This is a genomic window from Empedobacter sp. UBA3475, assembly GCF_002378465.1.
In the GTDB taxonomy this organism is placed as follows: Bacteria; Bacteroidota; Bacteroidia; order Flavobacteriales; family Weeksellaceae; genus Empedobacter; species Empedobacter falsenii_B.
In genome coordinates, this window is record NZ_DFRA01000010.1 from 1 (window position 1) to 24,122 (window position 24,122).

Annotated in this window: 16 protein-coding genes and 2 pseudogenes; 10 read left to right on the forward strand and 8 right to left on the reverse strand. The window is 30.2% G+C overall.

Annotation, left to right across the window (positions count from 1 at the left end; translation table 11 throughout):
- The 8 genes and pseudogenes from B3I31_RS14665 to B3I31_RS03070 form a co-directional block, all read left to right on the forward strand.
- Positions 1-105 (forward strand): annotated as a pseudogene (locus B3I31_RS14665) (IS982 family transposase); the annotation flags it as partial.
- Positions 106-318: 213 nt separating this feature from the next.
- Positions 319-2,685, forward strand: a complete 2,367-nt coding sequence (hsdR, locus tag B3I31_RS03040; RefSeq protein ID WP_291087475.1) for an EcoAI/FtnUII family type I restriction enzme subunit R — start codon at positions 319-321, stop codon at positions 2,683-2,685.
- On the forward strand, positions 2,685-4,307 hold the full coding sequence (locus B3I31_RS03045; protein ID WP_291087478.1) for an HNH endonuclease: 1,623 nt from the start codon (positions 2,685-2,687) through the stop codon (positions 4,305-4,307). Before hsdR ends, B3I31_RS03045 begins: the two co-directional genes overlap by 1 nt.
- 23 nt (positions 4,308-4,330) lie before the next feature.
- Complete coding sequence (locus tag B3I31_RS03050; protein WP_291087481.1) at positions 4,331-5,776, forward strand: HsdM family class I SAM-dependent methyltransferase; 1,446 nt, start codon at positions 4,331-4,333, stop codon at positions 5,774-5,776.
- On the forward strand, positions 5,776-7,131 hold the full coding sequence (locus B3I31_RS03055) for a restriction endonuclease subunit S (RefSeq protein WP_291087483.1): 1,356 nt from the start codon (positions 5,776-5,778) through the stop codon (positions 7,129-7,131). Before B3I31_RS03050 ends, B3I31_RS03055 begins: the two co-directional genes overlap by 1 nt.
- 15 nt (positions 7,132-7,146) lie before the next feature.
- Positions 7,147-7,584, forward strand: a complete 438-nt coding sequence (locus tag B3I31_RS03060) for a hypothetical protein (protein WP_291087486.1) — start codon at positions 7,147-7,149, stop codon at positions 7,582-7,584.
- 57 nt (positions 7,585-7,641) lie between these two features.
- Positions 7,642-10,902, forward strand: a complete 3,261-nt coding sequence (locus B3I31_RS03065; RefSeq protein ID WP_291087489.1) for a DEAD/DEAH box helicase — start codon at positions 7,642-7,644, stop codon at positions 10,900-10,902.
- An 89-nt stretch (positions 10,903-10,991) separates the two neighbouring features.
- A complete protein-coding gene (locus B3I31_RS03070; RefSeq protein ID WP_291087491.1) occupies positions 10,992-13,358 on the forward strand; it encodes an AAA family ATPase in 2,367 nt (788 codons plus the stop codon).
- Positions 13,359-13,617: 259 nt separating this feature from the next.
- On the opposite strand, the gene ytxJ is transcribed toward B3I31_RS03070, so the two are convergent.
- The 5 genes from ytxJ to B3I31_RS03095 all read right to left on the reverse strand — a co-directional run bounded on the left by ytxJ (position 13,618) and on the right by B3I31_RS03095 (position 20,483).
- Complete coding sequence (gene ytxJ, locus B3I31_RS03075; RefSeq protein ID WP_291069682.1) at positions 13,618-13,950, reverse strand: bacillithiol system redox-active protein YtxJ; 333 nt, start codon at positions 13,948-13,950, stop codon at positions 13,618-13,620.
- Between the two features lie 118 nt (positions 13,951-14,068).
- Positions 14,069-14,341: a hypothetical protein gene (locus B3I31_RS03080; protein ID WP_291087494.1), complete on the reverse strand. Its 273-nt coding sequence runs from the start codon at positions 14,339-14,341 to the stop codon at positions 14,069-14,071.
- A gap of 42 nt (positions 14,342-14,383) precedes the next feature.
- Complete coding sequence (locus B3I31_RS03085) at positions 14,384-16,063, reverse strand: RagB/SusD family nutrient uptake outer membrane protein (protein ID WP_291059582.1); 1,680 nt, start codon at positions 16,061-16,063, stop codon at positions 14,384-14,386.
- Positions 16,064-16,067: 4 nt separating this feature from the next.
- A complete protein-coding gene (locus tag B3I31_RS03090) occupies positions 16,068-19,166 on the reverse strand; it encodes a SusC/RagA family TonB-linked outer membrane protein (RefSeq protein WP_291059580.1) in 3,099 nt (1,032 codons plus the stop codon).
- 204 nt (positions 19,167-19,370) lie between these two features.
- Complete coding sequence (locus tag B3I31_RS03095) at positions 19,371-20,483, reverse strand: metallophosphoesterase (RefSeq protein WP_291059578.1); 1,113 nt, start codon at positions 20,481-20,483, stop codon at positions 19,371-19,373.
- A 314-nt stretch (positions 20,484-20,797) separates the two neighbouring features.
- Between B3I31_RS03095 and B3I31_RS03100 the strand changes: the two are divergent.
- Positions 20,798-21,064: pseudogene (locus B3I31_RS03100) on the forward strand (hypothetical protein); the annotation flags it as partial.
- Positions 21,065-21,131: 67 nt separating this feature from the next.
- Here the strand turns inward: B3I31_RS03100 and B3I31_RS03105 are convergent.
- The 3 genes from B3I31_RS03105 to B3I31_RS03115 are packed head-to-tail and all read right to left on the reverse strand — an operon-like array spanning position 21,132 to position 22,649.
- Positions 21,132-22,121, reverse strand: coding sequence for a type II toxin-antitoxin system HipA family toxin (locus B3I31_RS03105; protein WP_291087497.1), 990 nt, complete (start codon positions 22,119-22,121; stop codon positions 21,132-21,134).
- Between the two features lies 1 nt (position 22,122).
- Entirely contained in the window at positions 22,123-22,443 is a 321-nt protein-coding gene (locus B3I31_RS03110; protein WP_038330354.1) for a HipA N-terminal domain-containing protein, read from the reverse strand.
- Positions 22,440-22,649, reverse strand: a complete 210-nt coding sequence (locus tag B3I31_RS03115) for a helix-turn-helix transcriptional regulator (RefSeq protein ID WP_291087499.1) — start codon at positions 22,647-22,649, stop codon at positions 22,440-22,442. Before B3I31_RS03115 ends, B3I31_RS03110 begins: the two co-directional genes overlap by 4 nt.
- Positions 22,650-23,153: 504 nt before the next feature.
- On the opposite strand from B3I31_RS03115, the gene B3I31_RS03120 reads away from it, so the two are divergent.
- Positions 23,154-23,774, forward strand: a complete 621-nt coding sequence (locus tag B3I31_RS03120) for a DUF6088 family protein (protein ID WP_291087502.1) — start codon at positions 23,154-23,156, stop codon at positions 23,772-23,774.
- Positions 23,775-24,122: the final 348 nt, after the last annotated feature.

Below are 24,122 nucleotides of genomic sequence, written 5' to 3' on the forward strand. Positions count from 1 at the left end.
TTTAAAACAAGGATACTATCTAAAATACTAACGCTTACTATTATTCAAACAATAAACAGAAACCAAAATAGAAATATTAACAAATTAAAAATTAATATTACCTAAATGCACTACGGGTTAAATATACTTTTTTATTTCAAAAGCTTATATCCTACTCTCCCTTTTTATTCTTTGTTTATTATCATAGCGTCTTATTTTGTCGCTATACTTCAATATATTTGAAAAACATTAACAAATACGGTTTACCGTAAATAATTATCCGTTATTATGACTTTATTTGCAGATTAACATTTTGTATATTTACAACAAACACAACTTATGGATAAACGTAAATTCTCTGAACAAGATATTAGTACAAAATTCATTACTCCTGCTATCGAATCTGCTGGCTGGGATAGAATGAAGCAATATGTTGAACAAAAGACTTTTACTGATGGTAGAATTCATATACGTGGTAACTTAACTACTAGAGGTAAAAAGAAAAGAGCAGATTATATACTTTATTGTAAACCAAACATACCAATTGGTATAATTGAAGTGAAGGAAAACAACCATTCAGTTGGTGCAGGAATGCAACAAGGTTTGGAATATGCTGAAATTTTAAATTTACCATTTATCTTTTCTACAAATGGTGATCGGTTTTTATTTCATGACAAAACTAATCTAAATCAAATTGAAACTGAATTAGAATTAGACGAATTTCCGTCTCCTGAAGAATTATGGAGTAAATACCTAAAATATAAAGGAATTGAAACAGAATACGCAAAAGAAATTGTAGAACAAGATTATTTTTTTGATGGTTCAGGAAAAACTCCTCGTTATTACCAACAGAATGCTATAAATAGTACACTTGAAGCAATTGCTAGAGGGCAAAATCGTATTCTTTTAGTTATGGCAACAGGAACAGGAAAAACGTACACAGCCTTTCAAATTGCACATCGTTTATGGAAATCTAAAGCCAAAAAAAGAATTTTATTTTTAGCAGATAGAAATTCCTTAATCGATCAAACTAAACGTGGCGATTTTAAACATTTCAAAGATAAAATGACTATAGTTCAGAAAAGACAAGTCGATAAATCTTATGAAGTTTATTTAGCTATTTATCAAGGATTAACAGGGAATGAAGAGGATAAAAATATTTTTAAACAATTCAGCCCTGACTTTTTTGATTTAATCATTATTGATGAGTGCCACAGAGGAAGTGCTAAAGAAGATTCTGCATGGAGAGAAGTATTAACATATTTTGGTTCTGCAACTCAAATTGGTTTAACTGCTACACCAAAAGAAACAGAAGAAGTCAGCAATGAAGAATATTTCGGAGAGCCTATATATACTTATTCATTAAAACAAGGTATTTCGGATGGTTTTTTAGCGCCTTATCAAGTCATTAGAATAAGTTTAGATATTGATTTAGAAGGTTGGAGACCTAACGATGGAAAAACGGATAAGGAAGGTAATATCATAGAAGATAGAATCTACAACCGTAAAGATTTTGATCGTACAATGGTTGTAGATGAACGTACTGAAATTGTCGCTCAAAAAGTAACCGAATTCTTAAAAAATACAAATCGTTATAACAAAACCATCATTTTTTGCCGAGATATAGATCATGCTGAACGAATGAGAACTGCAATTGCAAATCTAAATACTGATTTAGTTGCTAAAAATCACAAATACGTAATGCGAATTACGGGTGATAATGATGAAGGAAAACGTGAATTAGATAATTTTATTGATCCTGAACAAACTTATCCTGTAATTGCTACAACCTCTGAGTTAATGACTACTGGTGTAGATGCGCAAACTTGTAAGGTAATTGTGTTAGATACGGAAATAGGTTCTATGACTAAATTTAAACAAATTGTTGGTCGTGGAACTCGGGTTAATGAAGAGTTTGGAAAATTATATTTTACCATTTTAGATTTCAGAAATGCCACAGATCTTTTTGCTGATCCAAATTTTGATGGAGATCCAACAAGAGTAAAAGTTATTGGAGATAATGAACCTATCGATGATGATTTTGAAAATGAAGATAATAGTGATGAGGCAACTGATATAATTAATGATCCTAAACCTCCTTACAATACCAATGATTCTCCTTTTACAGAGAAAAAAGAAAAACCTAAAAAAATTTATATCAACGGTGTAGATGTAAGTGTATTAAATCAACGTGAATTATACTTTGATAACAATGGTAAACCCATTACAATTGGATTAAAAGATTATACAAAGCAATTAATTAACGAACAGTTTGAAACGATGGATAAATTTTTGAAAACATGGAATGAAGCTGATCGAAAAAATGCCATTATAAAAGAATTAGAAGAACAAGGTGTTCCTGTACATGAATTATTGGAAGCAGTAAATAAAGAATGTGATTTATTTGATATTATTTGTCACGTAGCTTTTGAACAACCTCCGTTAACTCGTAAAGAGCGAGCAAATAATGTAAAAAAACGTAATTATTTTACAAAGTATGGAGACAAAGCTATCAAAGTTATCGATGCCTTAATTGACAAATATGCAGATGAAGGAATTGAAAATTTAGAATCGATGGATGTTTTGAAAATTAATCCAATCTCAAGCTTTGGATCACCTGTTGAGATAGTTAAATCATTTGGCGGTAAAACGCAATATCAACAAGCAATTAAAGAATTAGAAAACGAAATTTATAGTATAGCATAATGGCATCAATATATTTAAACAAATTATCAAAAGAAGAAAGACGAAATTTAATAGAAGAACTTTACAACATACAAAGTGGTAAATGTTTTATTACTCAAGATGATATAGATTTAGATCTTCATTACGACCTTTTAGATGTTGACCATGTAATACCAACCAAATTAGGTGGTAAAGATGATAAATCAAACTTTGCTTTAACATTTTCTTCTGCTAATCGGTCAAAACAAGCAAGTGATTTAAATTTAGCAAGAAGAATTTATTCATTTTTAAAAATTCAGGAAAAAATTAAAACTGAAGAAGATCGTTCATCTAATTTAGATGATATTTTAAAAATAAATCAAGGAGGATTACATGAATTAAAATTTAAAGTAGAAAACGATAACATTAAATATTCTTTAGCTGATATAGCTGATACAAATGTTATATCATTACCAGTCTATGAAGATAAACTAAGTAAACAAAAGTACTTCTTTACTAATTTACCAATAGAGTATCTACATCATGATAATATTATAAATCCTAGACCTATTGGTAGTAATATTGCAAAATTAATTTCTGAATTTTATGAAGGTAACCCTCAATTGCATATTTCTTTAGGTTGGATTGAAGAAAAAAGCGATGCTAATTCATGTCAAGTTAAAATTTTTGATGGTCAACATAAAGCGGCAGCTCAAATTTTGTTGGGAGTCAGAAATATTCCTGTTCGTATTTTTATTAATCCTGATATAGAAAAACTCATACAGACAAATTTCCGTGCTGGAACAACTTTAAAACAAGTAGCTTTTGATAAATCTGTACAAAGACATTTAGGAAGTACGCTATATTATGATCGAGTAAGTCGTTATCAAAAAGATTTGGATTTACCCGAAGATAATTTAAACTTCTCAGAAAAGGAATTGGTTAATTTCTTCAAAGGAGAATCTAGAGAATTAAAACGGTATATTCTTGATGCCGTTCGTGACAAAGTGACCAAACATACAGAGAACAAATTAATGGAATATGTAGATATGGGTGGACGTGCTAAAGAGAAGCCACTATCATATTCTACTATTGATAAAACATTCTATTCTTTTTTTATATACGGTGATTTATTAGAAACACCTATTTCATTTAAAATGGATGAAGGTAAAAATCCTAGAACTTTAGAAGTTGAGCAAATAACAAAGTTGATGAACATTCTATCAGAAGTAATTTTTGATGAAAAATTTGATTTTAATATTGGAACATTTAAAATTGAGGATAAAATTCAGAAAGGTGAAAATATCAATGCCGATCATGTGAGAGCCTACAGAATGGCTAAAGAAGAGATTGTTTATTCTTATTTAAAACTAATTCATAAAATTATTCAGAATTACTATATCTCTACTGGTCAGATTATTGATGAAAAGAAGGTTTTTCAATATGAATTTACAGATGCTCTTTGGAACAATATCCGTAATTTTATCATTAATTTAGCTGACTTACCTCTATGGAAAAATAACACTTTTTCTACGACAGTATTTGGATCAAAACAAAATTCGGGATATTGGACAGAAATCTTTGGAACAGGTAAAAGTTCTCAAGGTATTAAAGTATTAGCAGAACCTATCAATTTGATGGAAATGCAAAAACCAAAAATGTAATTTATTTTAGAAAAATAACAACAATGAGTATATCAGGAATTTTAGATAGCATCAGAAAAATAATGCGACAGGATAATGGGCTAAACGGTGATGCACAACGTTTAGAACAATTAGGTTGGATGCTATTCTTAAAAATCTTTTCCGATAAAGACCAAGAATTAGAATTATTAAACGACGATTATACATCGCCTATACCAACCGAATACCGTTGGGAAAACTGGGCAGGTGATGATGAAGGCATTACAGGAGATGAATTATTAGAGTTCATTGACCAAAAACTGTTTCCTGCTTTGCGAAACTTGGACATCAGTACGGGCAACAAACGTGCGGTGATTGTACGCGAAGTGTTTGAGGGCAACAACAACTACATGAAAAAAGGCGTGCATATTCGTCAGGTGTTGAATAAGTTGAACGAAATCGACTTCAACAGTACCAAGGATAAACACGCGTTTGGAGACATTTACGAATCTTTACTAAAAGATTTACAAAACGCAGGAAAATCGGGTGAGTTTTATACGCCTCGTGCCATTACGCAGTTTATTACTAAAACCCTGAATCCGCAATTGGGCGAACGTATTTTGGATCCTGCTTGTGGTACGGGTGGTTATTTAACGGCTGCTATCGAGCATATTTACCAACAAGTGGATTCGGTAGAAGATCGACAAGCCTTGCAAGACAATATAATCGGTTGGGAATACAAACCTTTGCCGTATTTGTTGGCAACGACCAATTTGATTTTACACGATATCGAAGTACCGAATATTACTTACCGTGATTCGTTGGATCAACCGTTGACGGAATACAAACAAAAAGACCGTGTAGATGTTATTTTAGCCAATCCGCCTTTTGGTGGCGTGGTATCCAACAACAACGAAAACAACTTCCCACAAAATTACCGTACCAAAGAATCGGCAGATTTATTTTTGATTCTGATGATTCACTTGCTAAAAGTAGGTGGACGTGCGGGGATTGTATTGCCCGATGGTTCGTTAACGGGCGATGGTGTAAAACAACGCATCCGAGAAAAGTTACTGAAAGATTGTCGTTTGCATACCATTGTGCGTTTACCTAACTCGGTGTTTCAGCCGTATGCCACGGTAGCAACCAATTTGTTGTTTTTTGAGAAAGTTCACCACAATAACGAAACCGCCGACTTTGCCACGCAAGAAGTGTGGTATTACGAACACCGTTTACCCGAAGGACAAAAAGCTTACAGCAAAACCAAACCGATAAAAGAAGCCGAGTTTGAACCAATTACCGCTTGGTGGAACAACCGTACCGAAAGCGAAGTGTCTTGGAAAGTAAGCATAGACGAACTGATTGCGCGCAATTTTGATTTGGATATTAAAAACCCAACCAAACAAGAAGAAGTAATTGAACATTCTTCGGCAGAATTGATGACACAATTGTCAGATTCGTTAGCCAAAACCAATACTTTATTAGAACAACTAAAACAAGCGATTGGGTAATGAAAGTTAATATTGAAGATTTAAAAAATATAATCCCAATTATTAATGCAGAATTGGAAAGAAACAATAAAAATTTTCTATCTGTTGAAAGATCGTTAGATAAATTGAGTTTTAAATTACCTAAAGGTCTTAAACTTAATGAAGTATTTAAAATTGGTAAATATCAAGTTATTTCTCAGAGTAAAATTTATTCTATAGGTTTTAGTGATAAGTCAGATTTACTTATTTCAAATGATTTGCCATTAATTGCTTTTGGAGACCATTCAAAAACTATCAAATTAATTGATAAAGAATTTATTATAGGAGCTGACGGAGTTAAATTAATAAAACCTAAGAAGGATTTTGATATTTATTTCTATTATTTATTTCTACACGGAGTAATTACTGATACTAAAGATTATGGTCGTCATTATTCATTATTAAAGAAGGGATTAATTCCTGATTTAGAAATTAATGAACAAAAAGAGTTTGTTAATATTTTGAATAATATTAATAGCAACTCTAATATTGAATATATAGAATCTATTCGATTAAAAATATCTAAAGTATTAGATAAAAAAGTAGTAAACAATTCAATTTCCACCGAAATCACCCACCAATTAGACTTGATTAAAAATCTACGTCAGGCGTTTTTGCGTGAGGCGATGCAAGGGTTGTTGGTGAGCAATGAAACCAGCGACAACAAAACCGGAGCTGATTTATTAACCGAAATACAAGCCGAAAAAGCCCAATTGGTGAAAGAAAAGAAAATCAAGAAACCAAAACCATTAGCACCGATTACTGATGAAGAAATCCCTTTCGTTATCCCTGAAAATTGGACCTGGTGTAGATTGGATCAAATCACAATAAATTGCGATGGGGCTAGAAAACCTATTTCTCAAAATGAAAGAAATGGTTTGGCTAAAATATATGATTATTATGGTGCATCTGGAGTAATTGACAAAATACATGATTATACACATGATGGAAAATATCTTTTAATAGGAGAGGATGGTAATAATTTGATTTCAAAATCAACACCTCTAGCATTTATTGCTGAAGGGAAATTTTGGGTAAATAATCATGCTCATGTTTTAAAGTATTCTAATGACACACTTTTGTATTACATGAAATATTGGCTAAATACATTTGATATAAGACCATATTTAACAGGAGGTTTTCAGCCTAAATTTAGTCAAGGTAATATGAATTTAGTAACTGTTCCACTTCCACCCTTAGAAATCCAAGAACGCATTGTGGTGAAGTTGGATGAGCTCATGGGTTATTGCGATACCTTGGAAGAACAAGTAAAACAAAGTGGGCAAACCAACGAATTGTTGTTGCAACAGGTGCTTAGAGAAGCGTTGGGGGCTTAAATAATTATAAATATTATGACCAAACAATTACTTAAAAATCTAGAAAATTATCTATTAAAAGGAAGTTTTGTTTTCAATCAAACTTCGATTTTAAGTGAAGTTTGTAATATTCCAAAAATAAATGATCTAGCAGGGCTATATCTGTTTTATGATGGAGATTCGAATGAGTTACTTTATGTCGGTATCAGTGGAAGAACTAGCAAAGAAGGAAATATTGTTTTTAGAAAAGATGGTTTAAGAGGTCGTTTTTTAAAAGGAAAACAATTTGGAGATTTTCGCCGTAATTCTTTACCAAAACAAATGGTTTTAGAAAGTATTAATTCTTTAAAAATTAAATGGTATGGAACATATCATTCACAATGTTTTGATCAACCAAGGGCGTTAGAAATATCAATACTAAAAGCTTTTCTTGAACAAAACAATAGTCTTCCAAGATGGAATAAGGAAATTTAATCAAACTCCACTACTGACTAATCATCCAATCAAAATTGCATTTAAATATAATTATTTATGAATCAAATTTTACTTCCTGAATTAAGATTATCTTACTTTAACAAAGTTGGTTTTAAAAATACAATAGAACAAATCGTTTTAGAAAGTGTTCATGTAGATTATTTTTTTCAAAATAGTTATAGAGGTTATGTTGTAATATTAGTAGATGGTAGACGAATTTGTGTTACATCAAATAAAGATTTTGAATCTACTAATTTTGATTATATATTACTTTCAAACAAAAAACCAACTGAACAGTCAATTGAAGATGATATTATCTTAAAAAGATGGTTAAAACACCCTCTAAAAAGAGAATATACAAATTCCGAAATTGTTAATTCTTGGGCTCGTAATTTTAATTTTTTAGAAGAAGATATTAATGCAAAAATATATGGATTACGTGAACCTCAAATAGCTGCACTTTATTCAATTTTAAGCCATTTAAAAGTTTCTGATGAAATTGGTACTGTTGTAATGCCTACTGGTACAGGAAAAACAGAAACAATGATATCTACTTTAATTGCAGGAAAGTTAAATAAAGTAATTATTACAGTTCCATCAGATGCATTAAGAACTCAAATTTCAAATAAATTCTTAAAATTAGGATTATTAAAACAGTTTGGAATTATTAATCCAGGTGTTATAAATCCTAAAGTTGGTATAATTTACCAAAGTTTTCAAAATAACGAAGATTTACTTGAATTTATCGAAAAATCAAATGTCATTGTTACAACAATGAATATTTTGTCAAATTTCCCACCTAATGTGTTAGCTATTCTTAATTCTCATGTCTCAAACGTTTTTATTGATGAAGCACATCATGTTGAAGCAAACTCATGGAAGCGAGTTAGAAAAGCATTTAACAATAATAAAATTTTACAGTTTACTGCTACTCCTTTTCGTAATGATCAAAAAAGAATTGAAGGAAAAGTTATTTTTAATTTCAGTTTGAAAAAAGCACAGGAGCAAGGATATTTCAGACCAATAGATTTTCTCCCTATTAGAGAATATGACTTAAATAAAGGTCACAAATTAATTGCACAAAAAGCAGTAGAAAAACTACGTGAAGACTTAGCTAATGGACATAATCATATTTTGATGGCTAGATGTCAAAAAAAAGCTAAAGCATATGAAGTTTTCAAATATTATGAAGAATATGAAGATCTAAAACCTGTCTTAATTCATTCAACTATATTAAATAAAAAAGAGATTTTACAAAATATTATAAATGGCGAGCATAAAATTATAGTTGCTGTAAATATGCTAGGTGAAGGTTTTGATTTACCCCAACTAAAAATTGCAGCTTTTCATGACATTAGAAAAAGTCTACCAATCACATTACAATTTGCAGGAAGATTTACAAGAACTTCTATTGATGATAATTTAGGAAACGCAACTTTTATCGCTAATTTGGCAGATTCTGAAACAGAAAATGAATTAAGTGATTTATATGCACAAGATTCAGATTGGAATGTTTTATTATCAAGATTAAGCTCTGATCAAGTTTCTGAACAAATTGATTTTGAAGAATTCATTAATGGTTTTCAACATTTGGATAATTCGAAAATTCCTTTTCAAAATATAAAATTTGCTTTAAGTACAGTCATTTATAAAAATTTAAATCCTGATTATTCATACGATTTATTAGATTTTAAAAATGGTATCAAAGATTATGATGAGTTGGAATATAAATTCCATGATTATAATCCTCATGAAAATACAGTTGTAATTATTACAGCCTCTAAATCTGAAGTTGAATGGGTAAATTACAAGGAAGTATTTGGATTAGATTGGAAGCTTACAATATTATATTATAACGAGAAAAATAACCTTCTTTTTATTCATAGTTCAGATAAGTCTAACTTATATCCTGAAATAGCAAAATCCGTATTAAATGATAATGCTGAACTTATAAATAAGCTTTTAGTTTATCGTAGTTTCTATGATGTAAAACGTGTTTCCTTACAAAACGTTGGATTAAAAGAATTTCTTAATAGAAAAATTCGATTTACAATGCGTGTCGGAACTGATATTCAAGATGCTTTATCCTTAGCTGAACAACAAAGAGGGGAAAAAGCTTTTGTCTTTGGATCTGGCTATGAGGAAGGTGAAAAAATAACTTTAGGATGCTCTTATAAAGGAAGAATATGGAGTTATTTAAGAAACAATTTAAAGGGTTTTGTTAATTGGTGTGATAATATAGGAAATAAACTAGTTGATGAAAGTATAGACCCAAATCAAGTCTTACGAGATACTTTAATTCCTGAAGTTATTTATGAAATTCCTGATGAATATCCAACATATATAGATTGGGATGATAATTTCTATAATTTCCCTGAAGATAAAATAGAAATAACAATTAATGGAACTTTTAACTCTGCTGAATGTTCAATTGAATTGATTAATATAGATAATCGAGACGCTATCGAGTTTCAAATAACAACACCTAACGGAGCTACCAAATTAAAGAAAGAACTATATATTGAAACTGATGAACAAGGAAATCAATATCCTAATTTTAGAATAATTTCTTTAGATGGTATTCAATCTGAAATAAAGATAGCTTCTAAAGTTTTTAAAACAACGGAGTATTTTAATAAATTTCCACCAATAATATGGTTTGCTGATGGTTCTGCACTTCAAGGAAACGAATATGTTCAACTTAAACAGGTTATACTACCATATCCAGTCGAAAACTTAATTGATTGGAATTGGGATGGAGTTGACTTAAGTAAAGAAGCCCAAGGGATTTATCCTCTTAAAACTAATTCTATTCAATATAAAGTAATTCAACATTTAATCAATGAAGATTTCGATATTATTTATGATGATGATTACTCAGGAGAAATAGCAGATATTATAACCATAAAAGAACTTAAAAATGAAATAAACATACAGTTTTATCATCTAAAATTCGCAAAAGATGGTAAAGTCAATACTAGAGTTGATAATTTTTATGAAGTATGTGGTCAAGCTCAAAAATCAATTCATTGGAAGCATAAGAAAGGATACGAGTTTTTTCAACACTTATTGAGACGAGAAATAAAAACTAGAAGTGGAAATGAAAGAAGTAGGATTGAAAAAGGTTCTAAAGAAGATATCGAAAGGTTGTTGACTATTGCTAAAAACAGAAAACCTATGAATTTTGAAATTTTCATCGTTCAACCAAGTTTGTCTAAACAAAATACTTCAGATTCTATCATGACATTACTGGGAGTAACGGCTAATTATCTAAAAGAGGTAGCTGATATTGATTTACGAGTAATTGTTAATAAATAAATAACCCAAGCGCTATTGTTGTTAAGTAGATTAACAACATTGGAGGGGTAAAAGAAAACTACTAATAACTTAAGGAAACACTGTGGATTATGATCAAACAAATTAAAAATATAAATAATGTTGGAAGTTACAGGCAATTTTCAAATGGAGGTTCTATTCAATTCGAAAAATTAACATTTATATATGGTTTGAATACAAGAGGAAAGTCAACTCTAACCGATATTTTAACCTCTTTAAGAGATAATGACCCTACATTAATTACTAACAGAAAATCCATTCCAGAAATATCAGGAAATCAAAATATAATAATTTCTTTTAGACCATCTGGTTCAACAAGTCAAATTGACAGTATTTTTTCAAACAATGGATGGTCACAGAGAAGTTCTAGTGAAAATTTGTTCATATTTAGTTCAGAATTTATTCATCAAAATCTATTCACAGGTATATCTGTTGAACGACAAAATAAAGAAAACTTCACAACATTTGTATTGGGGCAACAAGGTGTTCAGTTGGCAACGCAAATCGCGGAAGAAAAAAAACTATTACGACAAAAGAAGGGAGCTTTACCTAATTTAATTCCCCAATATCTAAGGGGTAAGCAAAAAAGTGAATTTCATTCCTTTTTATCTACTGATATTTCTACAATTAATATTGATGAAATAAAATCTCAACTGATTGAATTAGAGAGTAACTTAAAGCAAGAACAGAAAAGATTAGAAGAACCATCAGTAATTTTAGGATTGTCTGATATACAATGTATCAATGCCTCTAATTTATCTATTAATGAATTGATAGATGATACAAATATATTATTGGAAAGAGAATTTTCTGAAATAAGTTCTTTAGCACTTACCAAACTTAATGAACATATAGATAGTAATTTTAAAACTAAAGATATAGCTGAACGGTGGATTAAAGAAGGTTTAGATATCCAAAAACATGATACAAATAATTGTACTTTTTGTGGTCAATCATTAGAAAATGCAGAAGATTTAATTAATGTTTTTCATTCTATTTTTAATCAAGCATATAAAGATTATATATCAGATATATTGAAACAAATTGAAGTTTTAAGAAAAAACTGGTCAACGCAAAGTTTTAATTTTTTGAACAATATAGTTTCTCAACAAGCTCTGTTAGTACAGTATACACAATTAATCAATAAAGACTCTTTTAGTGAATTGATAACTCAATTAGAAGAATTAATCAGTTCTACAAATGAGAATAAATTAAATAGTTTATTGAATCAATATTCTGATGTAATTAATGATATTTTCATCAAAAAAGAGAGAATACCTCATGAAAAAATAGATGCACTAGACTTTACAGAATTAATTGATTTTCATACTAAATATATTTCTAATCTAACGAGAATTGATGAAATAATACGTGCTATTATAGTTGAGATAAACCAATTCAAAGAGCCTTATAGAGATTTAAGTCAAATTACAAGTAAAATTGCTGATATTGAATCTCAAATTGTAATTAAAAAGAAAATAATTGCTAGAGTAGAACAGAATTCTGATTGTGATTCTTATTTAAGAGAGTGTAATGAAATAAGAAGTTTAGAGGAAAATATAATTACTAATGAATCAACTTTATCTACAAATCAAAGTCAGTATTTAAATGATTTCTTTGCTAAAATAGATTTTTATTTTAAGCAATTTGGAAGTGAAAATTTTACACTAGAGAGAGTAACTAACAACCGTGGTCATCAACCCGTTTACTTTTTAAAAGTGAAATTCAAAGGTGTTGATGTTAATGATAATAATATTGCAAAAGTATTTAGTGAGTCTGATAAAAGAGCTTTAGCATTATCATTATTTTGGGCAAAAATAGATTTTTTAACAGATGAACAAAAAAGTAAAGCCATTATTGTTTTAGACGATCCTATTACAAGTTTTGATGATAATAGAATAATGAAATCTATAACAAGAATTAAAGAAACAATTACAGAGGTTAGTCAAGTTGTTATTTTAACACATTATAGTCATTTTATAAAGAATTTTATTGAACGAGGAATGAATGATGATATCGCTATTTCTTATATTGAAATAGCACAAGATAACACCACTAGTTTCTTACGAAGAATAAATGATGCAAGAAAATTTACTTTAACAAAATATGATGAAATTTTCTTGAAGATACATGCATTTATAAATAGAGAATCTGAAGAAGATATTCGTGTATATTTGAGACCATTTCTAGAAAGTCAGTATTTGCCACATTTTTACATAAAACAATTTAAAACATTTTCGGAAGACGGGACACCTTTTGGAAATCTAAATGAAAAAATTAATGCTCTTTTTACAGATCCTAGCGTTAATGCAAAATTTCATCAATTTAGAACAATGTTAAATCCTGACTCGCATTTATTTACTAGTAGTAATGAAGAAGATATCAGAGATTTTGCTAGAGAAATGATGGATTATTTATATAGTTTTTCTCATAATTAAGGATTATTATAAATAATTTTGTAACAAATTTTTACTAAATTTGTTACAAAATATAAAGGTATTACCAAGTGAAATCTTCTAAAAATCAAATAGAAACAAAGATTTTAAAATCATCATTAGGCGAAATAATTTTTTGAGTTTACAATATTCAAAATTTTAAAATCCATAACTTAAAATGTCCGTTATTTCATACAATTTAATATGTTTTGCATGTAATAACGGACATTTATGCTTGATCAATAATTATTTCTAAAATATGTTATAAATTAACTAGTAGATCTAATTGTTTCTGAATTTCTTCATTTTTTATTTTACGATGTGATGCATTGTACACACATTTTCCATCTTTTATAATTAGGATTTGCGGTGATTCGTGCTGAACATTGTATCGTCGTTCAATCTCATTAGAGAGTGGTCTATACGTTAATAAATCTAAATAATTCAGTTCAAAATCGCTTTCTTTTACAATATCCCAAATAATATCACATAACCCACAAGTTGTACTGTGTTTATAAATAATTTTTGGTTGATTAAAAGATGCTTGATCAATTTGATCTAAATGATCTAAAGTTGTAATATCTATTTTTTTCATTTTTGATTCTATTATTTCGCTTCTAAAATTACGTTGAAAAGAAGGAATAACCTATTCTATTTTCCTTTAAGGATAAATTATAAAAAATGTGTTAAGGAAATCTTCTCGTTCAGTTTTTTCAATCTATAACTATTTTTAATTTCTTCAATCGACGCTGATAATTTTGTAAATAATTACGTTTTAACTTATCAGATAAAAACGATTTATTGATTAAATCTTCCACTTGATCATCTTTAGAAGTTAAATTTTGAAAAACTTTTATAATTGATTTTTCTTTCATTCCAGCTTTTTCTCCCAATATTATGAATTGATCAATGACTTTTCCTTTTGAATTGGACTTTCCAATATTTCCCTCTTGAGAATGTAGGATTATGATTTCGTGAAATGCCAATAAAAAAGCATCTATTCAGAAGAAATAGATGCTTTATAGTTATTAATAACCAGGATTTTGTTTAATATTTGGATTAATTGATATTTCTTTATATGGTATAGGCCATAAATATTGACGAGAATTGAAATTACGTGTGGCTAATTTTTTGATTTGACCTTTATTGAACATTGGTTTTAGATCAACTAAGCCATTATCATCAATTTGAGGTGTAGAAGGGAAAACCCATAATCCTTTGTCTACAATTTTTGATTTTAAGGCTGCTGGATCTAAGAATCCGTAATTATCAATTGTTAAGGCTTCATCTGCTAATTCCCATCGAATTAAATCATCTAAACGTCGGTTTTCCCATGCAAATTCCATACGTCTTTCTGCACGAACAATTTTTCTTAATTCAGTTTGATTTGAGACTGTAACAATTGGGTATGCTCCTGCATCTTTATAGGCACGTTTGCGAACTAAATTAATTGCATCTGCAACAGATTGGTCTAATTCATTTAATTCTATTTTAGCTTCAGCATACATTAATAATATATCAGCATAACGCATGATAATAATATCTGTATCAGCATTGTAGTCATCTGACCAATCAGCATCAACTCCTTTTTTTAATGAAAGTCCATTATAAGATGCGTAGGTATCAACGGCACGAGTGTCATTATTTTTAACCATAGAACCAGTCGATGTATTGAGAACAGTTGTTGCATAAGGATTTGGATCATAAATGTAACCTAAAAACTCTGAACCAAATTCGACAATTGTTTCTTTTAAACGAGGATCTCTATTTTCGAATGGTTTTTTGGGGTCAAATAAAGGCGATTCGTCAATGGGTTTACCATCAGAAGCATAAAAAGAAAAGAACAAATCCCATGAAGGTTGAGCAACAGCAGACCCTCCTGCAGTGCGCGGAATGAAGTTCTTCACACTTAATTCTTCACCTAACTCTGTTGAACGAGGAATTGCGAAAATTGTTTCTGTAGCATTACGTGTACTTGATTTGAAGTACTCACCAAAATCTGGATATAACGAATATTGATTTAGCTCCATACATGCTTTAGCTGCTTCTTTTGCTAAAGAATAATCTTTAAAATACAATGCATATCGAGTTTTAAATGCTAAAGCGGCACCTTTTGTGGCACGAGAAAGTTGATTAGCTGCATAAGATTTTGGTAAATTTTTCGCTGCAAAATCTAAATCATCGTACACTTGTTTGATGACAACTTTTTTATCTGTTCTTCCTAATTTGAAAGCATCTTCAATGCTTAGGGTATTGGTATAAAAAGGAACATCACCCCAAAGAAATGCTAATCTACCATAAGCATTGGCACGCATAAAACGAGCTTCTGCTTCGAATTGTAATTTCTTTTCTGCTGAAACAGTATTATCCGCTTTTTTTAGATTTTCGAGAATTGTATTTGCGCGAGAAACTGCTTTGTATAAACTTTCCCAATTTAATTCTGCCACACTCCAATTAGATGTAATTGCTCCAGCAGCATAATCATTCATGGTTTGTCTTTGCGACCAGTTATCAGACATGCGTTCTGCACGCCAATTAATTTCTATGTCCCAAGCATATTGACGGTATAAATCGTTTAAAGATAGATTGATTTCACTTTCGTTTGAGTACCAATTTTCACTTGATCCTTCTGATAAAGGGTTTAGGTCTAAATCGGTACAAGAGCTAAAAGAAGCAATTATAGATAATGCGATTATAATTTTTTTCATGATGTTAGAATTTTAGAGATAAACCTAAAGTGAATGAACGGCTGATGTATGTATTGTAATTTACTTCAGGGTCCCATCCTTTTGGGAAATTATCGATTGAGAATAAATCATTTCCAGAGGCAAATACGCGTAAACTTGCAACACCTATTTTGTCTGTTAATGTTGAAGGTAAAGTGTACCCAAGTGTGATATTTTTCAATCGGAAATAAGCTCCTTTCGTCATCCAAAAAGTAGATGTTTCATAATTGTTATTTTCTGCACCCACGTTAGATAAGCGAGGATATTTTGCTTTTAAATTTTCTTCTGGTGTATTGTAAACGCTCCAATAATTTCCGTCGATGATACCAGAAGGATTTGTCCAAGCACTTTGGAAAGGTTTCATTAATTCTGGAGTTAAATATGCATTTTGTTTACCTACACCTTGAACGGTCATAGCAAAATCCCAACCTTTGTAGTTCATATCGATTGTTCCACCAAATAAATAACGTGGTAAAGATCCTCCTAATAATTGACGATCGTATTCTGGTGAAATAATTCCATCAGGAACACCATCTGGTCCACTAATATCTTTGTATCGTATATCACCAGGTTTTACATTTTTGTTTAATGTCGCAGAATTTGTAATTTCATCTTGAGTTTGATATATACCTTCAGCTATGTATCCATACCATTCTTTGTATTGGCCACCTGCCATAATTGCCTTAGCACTATCAAATACAATTCCTCCTAGATCTCCCATAACTGATTTTGAATCTGAAATATTTAAGGCAATACCATATTTCAAATTGTTAATTTTATCACGCCAAGAAACGGAGAAATCCCAGCCTTTTGTATACATTGAACCTGTATTTTGTTGTGGATTTTCGAAACCTATATAATCAGGAATTTCTAATTCTAACAACATATCAGAGGTTTGTTTCTTGTAATAATCAAATGTTACATTCAATCTATTTTTAAAGAATTGTGCGTCTAAACCAATATTTTTGGTTTCTGTTACTTCCCAAGTGATATCATTGATCGCATAATTAACTTGGGCAGCAGTTGTTCCTGAAACTACCTGACCTCCCATATAAAATAAAGCATTAGAGAAGTTGATAGATGATTGATAGGGATAATATCCAATACGCTCATTTCCTAGTTGCCCCCAAGAAGCACGAACTTTCAGGTATGAAAGGAAATCGACATCTTTTAAGAAACTTTCTTCAGATATTGCCCATCCAGCCGAAATAGAAGGGAAAGCACCCCATCGGTGGTCAGGATGAAAACGAGAAGAACCATCGTAACGAATATTTGCTTGTATAAAATATTTGTTTGCATAATCATACATTATACGTCCAAAATAAGAACGATATGATGTTTCGTATGCACTTCCGCTTGCTTGTTGGTAATCTGTTGGCGCTAAATCTAAATAAGGAAAATCCATTAGTTCGAAATAATCACCAGTTGCTTTTACAAGTTCATTTTTTGTATAAAAATCTTCGTATCCGATTAAAGCATTTAAAGAATGTTTTCCGAAATGTTTCTGATAATTTGCTAAAAATTGTTTTGTTAAAGCAACTTCATCTGTACGATATTCTGCTAAATTAGTTGATGCAAAACCTCCCATGTATCCCATAAATACGTTTGGATCTTCTGGTGAATAATAAGGGATTTGTTTTACGAATTTTTTACGTTTATTAAAACTGACATTTGGTGCAACGATAGCAGAAAATTTTAAGCCTTTCAATGGTTCGTAATGTAATGCAACACGCCCATTCATTATGTCTTTCCATGTGTCATCTGTGCCACCATAATGCAGTTTAGCATAGGCGTTAGAACCGGTTTTTCCATCTCCAATGCGCCCATCTTCCCAAAAAGCTGCATAAATAGGAGCAAAACGGATTGCTTCCCAAATAGGATTAATATTTGGACTTTCTTCTTTCGAGTAGACATAACTCATATCAAAATCTGCAGTTAGCTTATTTGATACCTTGTAAGTATTGTTTACGCGTGCCATCAAACGTTTGTAATGTTGATTAGCATAAATTTCACCCATATTATCATAGCTAATAGATGCACGAGTAGTCGATTTCTCATTTCCAGATGTTAATGAAATGGCATGACTTTCTTTGAAGGCACTATTTTTTAGCAATATTTTTTTCCAGTCTGTTAAAGGATAACTATTAGGGTCTTTTAGGTTTAAGTTATTATAATTATCGATGGTTTCTTGTGCATAGATTGAATGTTCAGAACCTTTAGCATTTCCTGTATCATTCCAAGCAAACTCATTCATCATTTCCATGTATCGTTTTGCACCAACTGTTGTAGGAAAAGTTGTAGGGGTAATCCAAGTCATTGCATTTTGGTACTCAATATTGGTTTTACCTTTTGCTGCACGTTTGGTTGTAATCAAAATTACACCAGAAGCTGCTCGGGCACCATAAATTGAAGCAGAAGCAGCATCTTTAAGGACTGTTACATCTTCTATATCATTTGCATTAACATCATCAATACTTTTAACAGGAACACCATCTACGATAACTAGAGGTGAAGTATCTCCAATTGAAGTAATACCACGTACAACAATTGTAGCTGAAGCATTTGGCGAACCACTACTTCTTGTTACCATTAACCCTGGCATAGAACCTTGTAATGCTTGAGATACATTTGTTACATTTCGTTTTGCAATTTCTTCACCTTTTACATCAGAAATAGATCCTGTTAAATCTTTTTTCTTTGCAGTACCGTATCCAATTACGACAACTTCTTCTAATGAATTTGTTTGCTGGGGTTGGAGTGCAATTTGAATAGGTGAAGTTGTTGAAAATTTTTGTTCTAGGCTGGTATACCCATCGAAATTAATATTCAAAGTTAATTCAGCTAATTCAGTTTCAAGATTTAAATCTCCATTTATATCAGTGTAAAATGATTGATTTAATTCTTTGACATAAACTTGTACATCGGCTATGCCGAATCCATTTTCGTCTACAATTTTTATTGGAAAGTCACCAATTAGAGCAAATTGCTGCGAATGATTTGAATGTAGGTTGTAATGAGAGGTATTTTTCGCTTGTAATGAAATAAGTCCACCAAATAAGAGTAGTGGAATAGTTAATCGTTTCATGTGTCTTATTAGTTTGGCGCGAAATTATAATGTTTATTGTAAAAGCGTATTAATTGAAGTTTAACCGTTTTTTAAGTAATTGTTAATATTTTGAAATAATCGTTAAATCTTTATTGATAATTTTAAAAATTCACTAATAATCATTATTTAAAGCTAAAAAGGTAGATTTCTCTACCTTTTTAAAATTATTTTTGATGCTTATACTTAATCCAATGTTATGACGTATTCGTTTCGTTGATCTTTTTTCCAGGCGTGTTCTTGAGTAGTAGGAGAAATTCCAAATAAAGGCGAAAAAGTTTTTATTTTAATCGTTTTATTGTCAGGATAGAATTCTAAGATTCTTAACCATCCATCGCCACCATTTCCATTGTGACCTCCCCCCATAGATTGGGCATCGAATAAAATTTGATGTACAGATTTACCAGCTTCATTTTTATCTTGTTTGTAACCTTCTCCAGAAATATGACCTGATAAAACTAATTGCATATTCGAGGTTGACTTAACTAATTTTTGCCAAATTTGTTCTCCATTATTTGAATTAGGTAATTTGATACGTTCTGATTTCTGAATTTTATTGTTGATAGAATAAGGCTCAAAAATAATCCAGGTTTCATCTTTAGCCAATCGTTTGTCATCTCTACCCAAATAAGCATGTGTCATCATAACAATTTGGTGATTTTTATATTGCTCTAGTTTTACAATCTTATTTGCCCAATCGATTGTATTATTTGTTGGCGCATACTCTAAAGTTAAGAATAAAAAATCTTTACCATTTAAATTTTTTAATTCGAATGCTGAATTGGCTAGTGTAGCTTTTTCATTTTCGTCCACACCATTTTGTACAATCGTCTTTCTATTCAAAAAATTTTTATCAATAGGAAAGAATTCATCTAGGCGAGTCCAACGTTTTCCTTCACGATTAATGGTGTAATCGTGATTTCCTGTTGCTGTAATATAAGGAACTTTACCATCTAAATAACTAAACGCTTTGGCAGCAGCTTCCCATTGTTTTTGTGCCGTCTGATTTCCATCATGTCCATTATTGATGATTTCATTTTGCTCAACCAAGTCACCAACACACATTACCATCTTGATATTTAAATGATCGATATTATTCTCGACCCATTTCGTCATTAACTCTAGAATAGGCTGATTTTGACTAAATTTAGTGTAGTTCTGAATATCTGGTATCATAATAATAGACCATGAATTTTGATGATCTAGTTTTGGCGTTTCGTATTTTTCTTGAGCGGTTAAATTTCCAGCCCAAAAGATGATACACAATAGACTTGTTTTAAAAATGTTTCTTGTTTTCATGTGATAATTTGCTTTGTCGTGGCGTTATTGTTTTTTGCAAATTAACATCGAAGATAAAAAAGGGTGATTAACTTAAAGTTAAATCTAAATCTATATTTCAATAAAAAATAACAAACCGTCAAGTTTCGTGAGTTAGAGTGACGTTTGTAAAATGTTGTATCGAAGACTTAGTAGATATATAACGAATTATAAAAACCTTCATTTTTAATAATAAAATGAAGGTTTTTTTCTTAAAAATTATTGATCAATTAGACTGATAAAGACATCAGATAATTCATTTGGAACGTCAATCATAGCGTCATTACGTCTTAGATACGAAATGGAAGAATCTTAACGGTTACAATCCATCGCCTGAAGATCTTCGTCAGATGTATGTATATCATCGATTTTATCAAGCTAAGAAAGTAGCACTTGTCTATCCTTCTGACCAGCATTCAATTCAGAAAGGAAATTACTTTAGTTCTGAAAATCATTTAGAAATGTCTGATAAAGAATGTAGCATAATGCAAATTGCAACATCAACGGATATTAAAACTTGGCAAGAGGAGATTGGAAATCAGATTAATTCTTTATTAGATTGATAATAACGTCCGTTATTTCATACAAAAACTTATAATTTGTGTAGAATAACGGACATTTATTTATCCTTTACTTTCTTAACTCTAAATTTAATCGTTTTAACCTTCGCTGATAACTTTGCAAATAATTACGTTTCAACTTTTCAGATAAATAAGATTTTGAAATTAAGTCTTTTACTTCTTCTTCTTTAGAAGTTAGATTTTGAATGACTTTTACTATCGATTTCTCTATCATTCCTGCTTTCTCACCCAATACAAATAACTGATCAATGACTTTTCCTTTTGAAATGGTTTTAGGTAATAAACCTTCTTTTAAAGCAAAATCTGAATCATCAATATGAATTTTCGTATTCAACAAATCATACGCTGGACTTAATTTAAAATCACCTTGCTGAGTTTCTATCAACGAAAAATTCTTTAAATGTGCATCTCCATTAGAAAACAGATAATTGAAAACAATCAAAGCGAATAACTTTGGAGTTTCTACTTTCCAAGCAGGGACATATTTTTTCAAGGCTTCAAATAATTCGAGATAATTTCCTTCATACTTGTATTGTTCCCCATCAGTTGCAGGAGATTTCCCTAATAAAGAAGCAAAATCTTCCACAGCTAACTTATCTCCAATTTCATTGTAATCAAATCGTTTAGTAAGGTATGCTGGACTTCCATCTTTAAAAAAAACTAAAGCATTTTCTGCCGTTTCAATTTTAAAAATTTGTTTAGCTATTTGCATTGTTAAATGCTCGTTTGCTGGTGCAAATTCACTGTTTTTAGGTAAATCAGAAATTGGTTTTAAAATATAATGTCCACTTTCGTTTTCATTCGTTAATCTTAGTTCATTTCCATCAAGAATTAAAGAATATTTCTCTTGAAAACCTGAGATAGAAATATGTGTTTGATTTTGGTTAAAACTACTTTTATCCTTACGATCAGTTGGCGAAGTATAATTTAAAAATGGACTTACCTTTTTACCATTAAACATTTTCTTTAGAACAACAGGACTGTACGCATTAAAATTTTCTTTTAAAGAACCGGGACAATTAATTAATTCTAATTTCATTTTACACTCTTTCTATTGTTACTGCACCAATTGTATCTATTTTAGATGCTTTCAATAATATTCCAAAAGCATCATCTTCATCAATCTTATATGTTTTACAAATCATACGTTTATTTACCCCTTCTGGTAATAAATGATAGAAAAAAGGAAACAAAGTTTCAGAATCAAACTCTTTTTGATTTTTAGGCAACGTTAAACTTATAGAAGGCTTAGAATCATCATTTAACCAATCTTCATTATAGATAAAATGAAAGCGACCATTATCCAATTGCGTTAGAACTCCTGCCCTTTCTCCTTTATATAAAATTTGAGCAATTCTCATGATTCAATTGTTTTAACCTCTAATTTAATTTCTAATCCTAAGGCATCACACAACTTTTGAAGCGTTTCTAAAGTTGGATTACCTTTACCACTTTCAAATTGTTTTAATGTACGTAAACCTACACCCGAAATATCTGCTAATGATTCTTGTGTAATATCTAAAACTTTACGACGTTCTTTTATCTGTTCGATTATTAATAGTGTCATTTATTGCACTTTTAATGTAAATTTAGAAAGAAATTTGATACAAAACAAGAAAAGTGCAACTAATTGCACTTTCTAAAGAGTGTTGCTCGTTTTTAGTCTAAAAGCATATAAATAGTGCAATATATTGCACTTAATAAATCTTAATTTGAAAACAGAACTAAATAATGGGGAGGTTAGATGGATTTGAAAAAGCTAACCCAAGCTATATTTGTAAACTTATACACTTTAAAAGACAGTGCATTTTTAAAGAAATAGGCCAAAAAAACGTGAAAGATGAATTCATAAATCTAATACATTCTACTGTGCTACAATTAAATAATGTAGTCATTCAAAAAACAATTAAAGTACACTCCTAGGTTTACAAGATGATCTTTTCAAACTAGCAGCAGATGATGAATTTGGGCGAAAATTACAAGATATAGAATTACTATAATTACATTTTTAAAATTAAATTTTGTCACAAATTTTCACTAAATTTGTGACATAAAATTAACCAAAAACAAAATGAAATCAGCTAAAAATCAAATAGAAACAAAGATTTCAAAATCATCTTTTGGCAAAATATTTTTTTTAGCTGATTTCTCAAAATATGGCTCTTCAGATAACATCCGTAAAGTACTTTCTCGTTTAGAAAAAGAAGGTTTAGTTGAGCGTTTAGCTCAAGGTATTTATCTTAAACCTAAAAAAGATCCGTTGTTAGGTACTATTTATCCCACAACTGAAGAAATAGCGAAACAAATCGCACAACGAGATAAGGCACGTATTTCTCCCTCAGGAGTTTTGGCTTTATATTTATTAGGATTAGCAACTCAGGTTCCTTTAAAAGCTGTATATCTAACTGATGGATCACAACGCGAAATAAGAATAGGAAATCGTACCATTCAATTCAAAAAAACAGTTCCTAAAAGCTTTGCCATCAAAGATGAATTATTACACTTAATTGTTCAGGCTTTTAAAGAAATAGGTCAAAAAAACGTGACAGATGAATTCTTAATTCAAATACAACCTAACGTGCAACAATTAAATAATGAAGTGGTTCAAAAACAATTAAAGTACGCTCCTGTTTGGATTCAAAAACAAATTATTAATATCATTAAAGAGCAAAACAAATCAAGAATTATTTAATCAGTAATATTAAATTGTAATAATTAAGATTGATTCTTTTATCGGATATTGCTAATATTTCGTTAAAATATTAATACTTTTTGTACACCAATAGTACACCACACTCCCCTACACTATTGATAAATAAAGGCTTTTATACTTTCTGCATCGGGAAGTAACACTTATTAAAAATTATGTTATGTCGTACTTCATGACTTCGTAGACTTTAAATATAATTATTTTAGTTTAGATTTTAGTATTTCATAAGGTGTTTATCCTTTAAATGAAAAATGTGGTCTATTGAAATTATAAAATTTTTCCCATTGTTCTAATTTTTGATTTAGATCGACATCATCAGTATAGCTTAAA